This is a genomic window from Clostridium sp. (assembly GCF_016650095.1).
Lineage (GTDB): Bacteria > Bacillota > Clostridia > Clostridiales > Clostridiaceae > Clostridium_AD.
This window is the reverse complement of the sequence record NZ_JAENWL010000369.1, coordinates 1-3,739: the sequence shown is the minus strand read 5'-3', so window position 1 is coordinate 3,739 and position 3,739 is coordinate 1. Positions and strand designations below refer to the sequence as shown.

Genomic DNA, 3,739 nt, shown 5'->3' with positions numbered 1-3,739 from the left:
TATATCTTTTTTAGAAATAAAAACCCCTGATATACTTTTATGTTCATCTAATATTGCTTTAATTCCAACATCATACTGACTAGCAAAAACTTTTTGAACATTTTCCTTTGTTAATTCTAATTTTTCAGTTTTAGTATTATCGGATGCAGAGCTACTACATCCAGTAATACTAAATAATAATGAAACTACAGCTATTATTAATAGTAATTTATTAGTTTTACTTTTTCTCATTTTTTAACTTCCTCTATTCGTTTTTATTATTTCTATTTTCTCTTATGCTTTGGCCTGTATTTTTTCCTCGATTATACGATTCCATAGTTTGTTTTATAATAGGATTATTTTGAACTTTTTCTATGATTCTTTCTTTTTGATGTTGACCAATCGTTTGATAAGAAGAAGTATCGTTATTTTGGTTTATTGGCTTGTCGGTATTGTTTGAAACAGTATGTCCACTTATTTCATCGCCTTCGTTACTAGTTGTTTCTATTACATTACTGCTATTAATTGGTTCGTGTATATTATTTGAACTAGGTTGTTCACCAACTTCATTCCTAATATTGCTAGGAATAGGTTGTATAGGCTCAGATGCATTGTTTGGTACATTATCTCCACTTACTTGATTTCCTTCATTACCGTTTACTTCTGGGCCATTACTGCTGCATATTGATTCAGGCATATTACCACTAGAACCATTCACTTCATCATATAATGATTGGTGTCCCTTACTACCATTTCCTTTAGTATTACATTCTATACCGCTAGCACCGCTTTTCTTACTAGAACTTTTAGTATTTGCAGTACTGCTCTTAATAGCATTTTCCTTATCTGAATTTCCATTTCCCTTAATCTTATCTTTACCCATATCAGAATATAAAGATTCTCCTTTATTCTCATCAGCACTTTTCTTATCCATATCTTTGTATAGACTATCATCAGTTTTTTTATTGCTTAATCCACTTTCTATACCAGCACTTGCACCAACTACTGAACCTGTTACCTTACCAGCGCCTCCTGCCATACTTTTAGCGGTATTCCCAAGTTTACTTGCACCTCCAGCAACAGCGCTACCTACCATGTATGCTCCTGCCATTGTTTTAAACCCACTTCGAAGTCCAGCATCTATCCCAAATAACTTTTCTACCATATTGGGTCCGTCTATTACTGCAAAAGATCCAGCTACAAGTAACACTACGCCTACTATACCTTTTACACCTGCACACATTCCTACAAACAAGATGTAGAATTTAAGTAACACAGCTATTAAAAAAACCACAATAAATGTTGACATTATATTGTTGATTATTTGTTTTGTTTTTTGTCCGTTGTTAATATCAATTGGAGCTATAATAATAGCTAAAAATTTATTATAAGCAAGTTCAAAAATCATTTTGGCGAGCTTAAAGCATGTAAATGCTAAAGTTGCCCCAATAACTCCGAGAGACAGTATAATATTTAGAAAGTTAATGTTAAATCTGTAATAATACTCTTTCCAAAATGTCATCCAACCTTGATTTAACTCTCCTACCTCAAGATTACCATCCTTACTTACTTCTATTTTCTTCTTAAATATATCTTTATTTTCTAATCCCAATGTATTAAACCTATCAGGTTCAATAATTGACGTTGCATCTATCTGCCGAATTGCATTTACATTAATCTCATTAGTATTTTTTAAGTTTTTTATATCATTTGCATTGAAATTTATTTTATCATACGTAATTAGATCTGTTATATTACTTTTTATAATTTGGTTAGTTAGATCTGGAGGATTTCCTTTTACAGCATTTACGCCATAATTAGTTAGAGTATTCATTTTGTCCATTGCCATAGGTAAAACTAAAATTACAGCGATAGCTACAAGAACATTCATACCTATTTTCCTAAATTCTTTGGTTTTAGAAAACATTAACTGATAACCAATTCCAAGTAACGAAAGTGCAAACAATACAGCTATTAATGGTTTGACACTATTAATAAAATCTACAACTCCAGGGTCATTATAGAAAGTATCTAATATAAATAGCTTGTCTGTTACAGTAGCAATAGAATCAACGATATAGCCTAAAACTTTGACAATACCCCAAAGCAGTTCTCTAATTATTCTAGCTAAAATTGTATCTAATATAAAAACATCTGAATTTATTTGAAGTATTTTTAAAATTTCATCCGCACTCAATTTATTAACTCCTTTCTATTATTTTTTTTAATTCTATTTTATCTTCATCTGAAAAATTATCTTCATTTTCCATAAGCAATTGTCTTATTTCCATCTCACTAGATTTAACTATATTAACTTCTCCACTATCCTCATATTTCTCTGTGATTCTTTGAATTAGAAATTTATCATCTTTTGTTAATTCTTTTTCTTCCATTGTATTTTCTATGTTTTCTATGTTTTCTATATTTTTTGTTTCATTTTTCACTGTAGACGTCTGATCTAATTCCACAGTTGTTTTTATTTCATCACCATTATTTTTTGATAACATTATAAGGTTTTTTAAATCTATATTTTCATGCAAAGTAATAATGTTCAAATCTCTTATACTCTTGCTTGTATCAAACTCATCATTTAAGTATTCATATCTAAATTTTAAAGTAGTTTCCCTAGTATTAAAAATTGGTCTAGGCGTAATTCTGTTTCTTTGATTATCCTGTCTTTTAATAACTCTTATAACTACGCTTTCACCTTCTCTTAAACTCATTAATTCATTTTTGTTAAGTAATTCTCTTTTATCAATACTTGCAGTTGTAGATTTATTAAATAGTTCTTTACCACTTATTGAGTTATTTATTAAAGTCCTATTCCCAAGCATTTCTGAAAAACTTTTTGCAGTAGCTTCATCAGATGTAAGTATATATATCTGATTTCCACAGTTGCCTATAATAGTATCTTTATTGTCGCCATATAATTTTTTAAGTTGTGAATATGATTGTATAATGAGGTTAAATCTTATGTTTCTACCTAAACATACCGTTATTATGTTAGAGAAGTCTTCTATTGGTGGCATATTACCAAATTCATCTAATAAGTAAACAATCTCTCTTGTACACTTCCCACTCTTTGATAGAGAAGCTTTCTTTGCTGCCATGTAATAGGTCTGTCTTATAAAAATAGAAGCTATAACATGGTTAGAACTATCATAATCAGGTATCACCATAAATATTGCTACTGGTTTTTCATTAAATCCTATTTGCTCTAAATCATACGAATTTTCAGATGTCATTTTAGCTATTTCATCAAAAGTAAAAATTTGAAGTTTTGACATTGCTGTAGCAAAAATACCTCCTCTCGTTGTACCCTTGGCGAAGTTGCTTGTCGCATATTGCATCTTTGAAATATCAAAGGAGTCTCTACTTTTAAAAAATTCATCCAATTCGTTTTTCCCATCTTCATCTTCCGCACTTCCCTTTTCTGAAAGGAAATTTGCAACAGTATAAAGTGTTATTTTTTCTTCATGGCCATTTTCTATACAATCTTTTGTTATAGCTAAAATCAATGCATTTACAAGTGATTGAGCAGAAATTAGCCAAAATTTATCTTTTGCTGCTGGATCGTTATATAGTGAAAATGTTAAAGTGTTACAAAGTAATTGAGATGTTGAATAATCCTTGTTTTTATATGCATTTATAACAAGTTGCAAAGGATTATAACTCATACTTTTCATTGGTTCTAAAAGGTTTAGAATTTGAATGTCATAACCTCTTTTTATTAAAGTATCATAACTTGCAGATGCAAGCT

Annotated in this window: 3 protein-coding genes; all 3 read right to left on the bottom strand. The window is 29.8% G+C overall.

The genetic code is table 11. The annotated features are described in order from the left end of the window. Positions 1 to 231 (bottom strand): hypothetical protein (locus JJE11_RS16420; RefSeq protein WP_291637564.1); only part of this gene is annotated, 231 nt, incomplete at its 3' end. Positions 232 to 244: 13 nt separating this feature from the next. Continuing rightward, the gene (locus JJE11_RS16415) at positions 245 to 2,176 is read right to left on the bottom strand and encodes a pLS20_p028 family conjugation system transmembrane protein (RefSeq protein WP_291637562.1); all 1,932 of its coding nucleotides are present in this window, start codon (positions 2,174 to 2,176) and stop codon (positions 245 to 247) included. Between the two features lie 4 nt (positions 2,177 to 2,180). After that, positions 2,181 to 3,739: VirD4-like conjugal transfer protein, CD1115 family (locus tag JJE11_RS16410; protein WP_291637560.1), on the bottom strand; the 1,559-nt coding region annotated here is incomplete at its 5' end.